Below are 6,629 nucleotides of genomic sequence, written 5' to 3' on the forward strand. Positions count from 1 at the left end.
TATGTGGAGGTAGTTGTATGAAAAAATCGACATTATTCCCGTTAGCGTTCACGATTTTCGCATTATTCTTCGGGGCCGGGAACTTGCTGTTCCCACCGATGCTAGGTGCGATGGCAGGACAGAACCTCGTCCCAGCCCTAGTCGGCTTCGTCATTACCGGCGTCGGGCTACCATTACTCGCGCTCTTCGCAGTCGCGCGGGTCGGCGGTGGGTCTGACCAAATCGCTCGGTATATTCCGAAGCGTCTTGCTCTCGTCTTGACGGGATTAATGTACGTGGCAATCGGGCCGTTCTTCGGGATTCCTCGGACGGCAGCCGTCACGTATGAGATGGGAGTCGTACCGTTCCTCGGTGCGCCATCTACGCTCACGCTCGCAATCAGTTCAACTGTCTTCTTCGGATTAACGTTCTTCTTGACGTTACGCGCTCAAAAATTGATTGAAATCATCGGACGCATCATCACACCAATCCTCTTGCTCTTGCTTGCGGCAATCGGAATCACGAACCTCGTGGCTCCACTCGGGAAGCCGGTCGCACCAGCAGAAGGATATGAGACATGGATCGGTGCGCTCGGGGAAGGTTTCAAACAAGGTTACTTGACGATGGACGTCTTCGGCGCACTCGTCTTCGGTGCCATCGTGCTCGTCACGCTCAAAGCGAACGGTATGACAGACCAAAAAGAAGCGTCTTCGCTTCTCCGCTCGTCAGGCTTACTTGCCGTCACATGTTTGATGCTCGTCTATATCTCGCTCGGATCGATCGGAGCGAATATGACGGGTCAAACGGGGACGACAGATGGCGCAAGCTTGCTTCAAGCGTTCGCCGGTTCTTCATTCGGACAAGTCGGAATGCTCGCCCTTGGGGCAGCAGTCTTCCTCGCTTGTTTGACGACAGCAGTCGGACTCATCACTGAGTTCTCACGCTTCATCAGCAACACGTTCGAATCACTCAAGTATTATCAGGTCGTTATCGCGACGACGTTGTTCGGCTATCTCATCTCACTCGTCGGACTCGGTACGTTGATTCAAATCGCGGTACCGCTTCTCACGCTCTTGTACCCGGTCATGATCGCACTCGTTCTCGTGTCGATCACGGAACGGATTCAACGCAACCCTCACGTCGCCATGAAGGCGACAGTGTATACGGCCCTCGTGCTCTCGCTCTTTGAGACGACACACGGTTTGGCGCCGTCTGCTGCAACCGAATGGATCACGAACTTGCCGATGGCTGAGATCGGGCTCGCCTGGGCGGTTCCAACGTTGATCGTGTATGTGATCACGCTTTTCTTACCGAAACAACGTTCCAATCAATCACTCGCTCAATCACGCATCTCATAAGCAAGTGAACGAACACCCATCCTCTGGTCAAGGATGGGTGTTTTGCTGTCTTATCGTTTGCTCATTCCATTCATCAACAAGTAAAATGAAAGGATGAAAAGGAAGTGACATACATTGACGACTAAACAAAAGAAACAATTGGCGATTCTCATGTTGAACATGTTCATCGCTGTAGCAGGATTCGGGATCATCATTCCGATCATTCCTGATTATTTGAAGATGATCGGAGAAGGCGGCACTGCTGCCGGTCTCATGATCTCAGTCTTCGCAGGGGCCCAGTTGCTCATGTCGCCGATCGCCGGGAAATGGGCGGATGTTTACGGGCGCCGTCTGATGATTATTTTAGGTCTGATCGGTTTTACCGTCTCGATGGGCGTCTTTTACTTATCTGACAACCTGAGCGTCCTCTTGATTTCACGGGCGATCGGCGGCGTCGGGGCCGCGCTATTGATTCCGGCGATTTTCGCCTACGTGGCCGACATCACCACGCTCAAGCAACGGGCGAAAGGGAACAGTTATATTTCCGCGGCAATGTCGCTCGGGATCGTTATCGGACCGGGGATCGGTGGTTTCTTCGCTGAGTTTGGTTTGAAGGCGCCGCTTCTCTTGTCGGCGATCGTCTCGTTCGTCGCCGTCATCTCGTCGATCATTCTATTGAAGGAACCGGATCGAGAGCCATACGTTCAAACGAGCGAGAGCGAGTCGTTGCCGCGCCAACTCGTGTCGTCGACACGGAAGCCGTATTTCTTCGTGCTCGTCATCAACTTGGTCATGGCGTTCGGTCTGATGGCGTATGAATCTGTCCTCGGCTTGTTCGTCAGTGAGACGTTCAGCGCGACACCGCAACAAATCGCGGTCATGATCACCGGGACAGGCATCGTCAGCGTCATCGTGCAGCTGTTCGCCGTCGACCGTCTCGTTTCATTGCTCGGTGAGATCAAAGTCGTGCTCATCTTCATCATGCTCGCCGCGCTCGGCTTCTTGTTCTCGCTGTTCGCCGGGTCTTACGCGATTTTCTTCGCCGTCACGTTGATTATCTTCTTGTCGACGTCGATTTTACGACCGGTATTGAATACGCTCGTGTCGAAGATGGCCGATAAGGAACAAGGGTTTGCGATGGGAATGAACAACGCCTACATGAGCATCGGCAATATCGTCGGCCCGACGCTCGCCGGGATCGCGTTTGATATCGATATGCGCTATCCGTTCGTGATGGGACTCGTCCTGTTGCTCGTGACGTTCGCCGGAACGTTGAACTGGTCGAAGCGGAAAGCGACGGCCACGTTCGAACAATGATGTAAGGAGGGAACATGATGATTTATGTCGGTGTGACGGGATGGGGCGACCACGATTTGCTCTATACGAACCCGGAAGAACGTAAACATAAACTGTCGACCTACGCGGGGCATTTTCCGACCGTCGAGATCGATTCCTCGTTTTATGCGATTCAACCTGTGAAGAACTATGAGAAGTGGAACCAGGAGACACCGGAAACGTTCCAGTTCGTCGTCAAAGTTTCCAGGGAAATGAGCGGACATGACCGCGAACCGAAATTACCGCTCGCCGAACTGTTCGAACGGTACCGGACCTCGGTCGAACCGTTGAAGCAGGCCGGAAAACTCCGGGCCGTGCTCGTCCAGCTGCCGCCGTGGTTTGACGTCTCAAAGCCTCATCTCGATTATTTGCGGACGATTCGCGACGAGTTGAAGGATTATGACATCGCGATCGAGTTCCGCAACCCGACTTGGTTCTCCGAGGCGTTCCGGGAGCGGACGCTCGCTTTCTTGACAGAACTTCGGTTCATCAACACGATCTGTGATGAGCCGCAGACGAAAGAGAGCAGCATCCCATTTGTGCCGGTCGTGACCAATCCGGAAGTGGCTGTCGTGCGCTTACACGGCCGTAACACGGCTGGCTGGCTTAGAAAACCAGGAATGACGAGCCAAGAGTGGCGTCATGTACGTTGTCTGTATCGTTACAGTGAAGACGAACTGCAAGAGATCGCGGCGGCGCTCAAACAAGTCGACGCAGCGGCGAAGTCGGTGTACGTCTACTTCAACAACAACTCGGCCGGAGACGCGGTACCGAACGCCAAACGGTTGATCGAGATCCTCGGTGCCGAATATGAGCTCGCCCCGAGCCAAATCAGCCTGTTCTAGGAAGGGGAATCGTCTTGAGAACGATCACGATGTATCATTATAATGACTTACATTCGAAATTTCATAACTGGCCGCGTCTCGTCTCGTTTTTGAACGAGCACCGGACAGAAGAGACGCTCGTCTTCGATCTCGGCGACCATGCCGACCGGACCCATCCGGCGACGGAAGTGACGCGGGGACAAGTGAACGTCCGCCTGCTCAATCGCGTCCAACCGACGGCGGTCACGATTGGGAACAACGAAGGTATCACGTTCCCGCATGACTGGCTCGCCCATCTATACGAAGAAGCGGAGTTTCCGGTGTTGCTCGCGAACATCTATCATGCGGATGGCACAAGACCCGATTGGGCGACGGAGACGCTCGTTGTCGAACGAGACGGACTCCGCATCGGGCTATTCGGTGTGACGGCACCGTATGAAGAACTTTATCCGGAACTCGGTTGGGCCATCGAAGCGCCACATGAGGCGACGAAACGTGCGCTTGAAACACTCCGAGACTGTGATATCGTCATCGCCCTCAGCCACCTCGGTTTTTATGCAGATGAGCGGCTCGCCGAAGCATTTCCGGAAATCGATGTCATCCTCGGGGCCCATACCCATCACGTGCTCGATGATGGGGTCGTCACGAACGGTGTCTTGATCGCCCAGGCCGGCAAATACGGGCAATACGTCGGGGAAGTGGAACTCACCCTCGATGGGAACCGAGTCATCGAGAAGCGGGCCAGTTTGCATGACTTAACGGAACGAGAGACAGATGAAGCGACGGTTTCGACCTTACAAGAAGAATACAGCCAAGCCGAGCGGCTGCTCGACGTGACCATCGCTGACACGCCGGGTTATCCGAGCGACTGGTTCGGTCCATCTGCCCTCGGTGAACTGTTGGCAGGCGGGCTGGCGGACTGGTGTGACGCTGAAGTGAGCGTGATCCCGGCAGGCGTCCTATTGGAAGGGTTATTGCCGGGGCACGTCACGCTCAATATGCTTCACCGCATCTGTCCGCATCCGATCAATCCTTGTCTGCTCTCGCTGGACGGAGCCACGCTGATCCGTTTTTTAAACGATGTCCAAGAAGAAGCGTTCACGACGATGCATGTCCGTGGCCTCGGATTTCGCGGAACGGTGCTTGGTGCCCCGATTGTCCACGGTCTCGAGTTGAGGCATGGTCGCTATTACGTCCACGGTCAGGAAGTCGAGCTCGATGAGACGTATCGCGTCGCCACGGTCGACATGTTCACGTTCGGACCGCTCCTTCCTTACTTGGCCGACCAGACAAAGCGTTACTTCATGCCAGAACTGCTCCGTGATGTGTTGCGGGAAACGATTGTGACACGCCATAATGCCATCCGAAAAGGATAGGGGCGGGGCCGGTCGGCATGATATGATAGGAGAGTGGAGGTGTGAAACATGATTAGAGTGAATCGCCACGGCTATACCGTCATCGAAGAAAAGCGGGACGGTTTTGACGAGGAGGCATTCATCGCACGCTATAGCGACGTGCTCGATAAGTATGATTATATCGTCGGGGACTGGGGTCACGGACAACTTCGGTTGAAAGGATTTTATGAGACGAAATCCAAGTTTGCGACATATGACAACCGGATCGACCATGTGATGGATTACGTGTATGAATACTGTAACTTTGGGTGCCCGTTCTTCGTGCTCAAGAAAGAGACGGAAATCGATGAGGCGGAAGACGGTCCGGTCTTCGGCGGCACGAAACAACCGCTCAAACTGAAACGCAAATTCAATAAGTCGGAAGAAGCTGAACCTTCGACCGGCACATGACGCGCTGATGACATCAGCGCTTTTTTTGTTACATTTATTTTCCAAATGTTTCTTTTAGGTGAAAAGACGGTGTGACAGGTTTAGGGGTGGGAAAATTGTGATAACTTATATTTATAGCAATTGTTTCTGTTCGGGTTTTGGAAGTGAGGTGGAAGTATGCAACACGTACAAACGGCGACCGTCGGTGACCGCGATGACGTCCACAACCGAATTCATAACTTCGGTCTGGGCTTACTTGCGATGTTGTTCTTCGGGTTCGGGAGTATCATGACGTTTTACTTCACGGCCGCAGTCCTTCTCTATGAGGTTGTCCACGTATTGCTGATCCGCCGCTTTGAATATCGTCAGGCGTTTCTGAGAAGCCGTCTATTTAAAATCATTTCGTTGGCGGCAGTGGCCACAGGTGTGCTCTTATTTATTTTATCGATGTCACAGTTTTTCATGGGCAATGTGATGTATTGAGGGGGAGGGGAAAAACCTTTTCCCTTTTTTCGTGGTTTTTTGAAACTTTTCTGGGGGCGATGACGTACACTTAGGAAAGACCTCACAAAAAGGATGATGAAAAATGACTGCACAGTTAAAACAACATGCACAAAAAATGTTAACCGGAAAGCGTTGGCTGATGGCCGGGCTATTAATTTTATTCGTCGTCTTGAACGGGATTCCACAATCGTTCGCGCCGCCTGTCCCTGTAGACCCAGAGGCGATACCGACAGCGGCTGACACGGGACTTACGTTCTTGTCGCTTCTTCTCACTTTGTTGATTGCACCTCTCACGATCGGCTGGGCGTGGCTCGTCCTTTCCGTTTCACGCGGCGAGCGGCCAGGCGTCTCAAAGTTGTTCGAGCCATTTAAAACGGGCTACGTCAAGCACGTGCTCGCCCCGTTCTTCATGGGATTGTTCATTTTCTTATGGACGTTGCTCCTCGTGATCCCGGGAATCATCAAAGGGTTCTCGTACTCACTGACGTACTACATTTTACGGGACCAACCGGAACTATCGGCCCTTGAGGCGATCACGGAATCACGCCGCATGATGGATGGGCATAAGATGGACGCGTTCAAACTCGTCCTCTCGTTCATCGGTTGGTTCTTCGTCGGGGTGTTTACGCTCGGAATCGGTTTCTTGTACGTCTACCCGTACTTCACGACGACGTACGCGACGTTCTACGACTCGATTCGTCAAGCGGAACGACCACAGACGAACCATGCCGGAACGGATTTCGAACAAGGATTCTAAACGAAAACCTCCGCTCATCGTGAAGTGCTCCCTGTCAAGTAGACAGGACAAATAATGAAAACCAGCCTAGGCGGCTTGAGACCTGTATTCGACAGGGCTCAAGCCGTTT

The 6,629-nt window shown here is 53.1% G+C and carries 7 protein-coding genes; all 7 read left to right on the forward strand.

Going from position 1 to position 6,629, the window contains the following annotated elements; translation table 11 throughout:
* The first annotated feature begins 17 nt into the window (after positions 1 to 17).
* On the forward strand, positions 18 to 1,337 hold the full coding sequence (gene brnQ / locus KNP60_RS04025) for a branched-chain amino acid transport system II carrier protein (protein ID WP_034778429.1): 1,320 nt from the start codon (positions 18 to 20) through the stop codon (positions 1,335 to 1,337).
* 114 nt (positions 1,338 to 1,451) lie between these two features.
* Entirely contained in the window at positions 1,452 to 2,633 is a 1,182-nt protein-coding gene (locus KNP60_RS04030; RefSeq protein WP_214796982.1) for an MFS transporter, read from the forward strand.
* A gap of 17 nt (positions 2,634 to 2,650) precedes the next feature.
* Positions 2,651 to 3,496, forward strand: coding sequence for a DUF72 domain-containing protein (locus KNP60_RS04035; protein ID WP_214796983.1), 846 nt, complete (start codon positions 2,651 to 2,653; stop codon positions 3,494 to 3,496).
* A gap of 14 nt (positions 3,497 to 3,510) precedes the next feature.
* Positions 3,511 to 4,851, forward strand: coding sequence for a bifunctional metallophosphatase/5'-nucleotidase (locus KNP60_RS04040; protein WP_251131310.1), 1,341 nt, complete (start codon positions 3,511 to 3,513; stop codon positions 4,849 to 4,851).
* A gap of 48 nt (positions 4,852 to 4,899) precedes the next feature.
* The gene (locus tag KNP60_RS04045; protein WP_021065508.1) at positions 4,900 to 5,280 is read left to right on the forward strand and encodes a YutD family protein; all 381 of its coding nucleotides are present in this window, start codon (positions 4,900 to 4,902) and stop codon (positions 5,278 to 5,280) included.
* Between the two features lie 156 nt (positions 5,281 to 5,436).
* A complete protein-coding gene (locus KNP60_RS04050) occupies positions 5,437 to 5,742 on the forward strand; it encodes a hypothetical protein (RefSeq protein WP_214752998.1) in 306 nt (101 codons plus the stop codon).
* Positions 5,743 to 5,845: 103 nt separating this feature from the next.
* Entirely contained in the window at positions 5,846 to 6,520 is a 675-nt protein-coding gene (locus KNP60_RS04055) for a DUF975 family protein (RefSeq protein WP_034778418.1), read from the forward strand.
* The last annotated feature ends 109 nt before the right edge of the window (positions 6,521 to 6,629 follow it).

This window comes from Exiguobacterium sp. s5 (genome assembly GCF_018618075.1).
GTDB classification, from domain to species: Bacteria; Bacillota; Bacilli; order Exiguobacteriales; family Exiguobacteriaceae; genus Exiguobacterium; species Exiguobacterium mexicanum_A.

Bases quoted from the DNA above. Each gene is read 5' to 3' on its own strand.
- brnQ (WP_034778429.1), top strand. From the start codon at position 18: ATGAAAAAATCGACATTATTCCCGTTAGCGTTCACGATTTTCGCATTA.
- KNP60_RS04035 (WP_214796983.1), top strand. From the start codon at position 2,651: ATGATTTATGTCGGTGTGACGGGATGGGGCGACCACGATTTGCTCTAT.
- KNP60_RS04045 (WP_021065508.1), top strand. From the start codon at position 4,900: ATGATTAGAGTGAATCGCCACGGCTATACCGTCATCGAAGAAAAGCGG.
- KNP60_RS04050 (WP_214752998.1), top strand. From the start codon at position 5,437: ATGCAACACGTACAAACGGCGACCGTCGGTGACCGCGATGACGTCCAC.
- KNP60_RS04055 (WP_034778418.1), top strand. From the start codon at position 5,846: ATGACTGCACAGTTAAAACAACATGCACAAAAAATGTTAACCGGAAAG.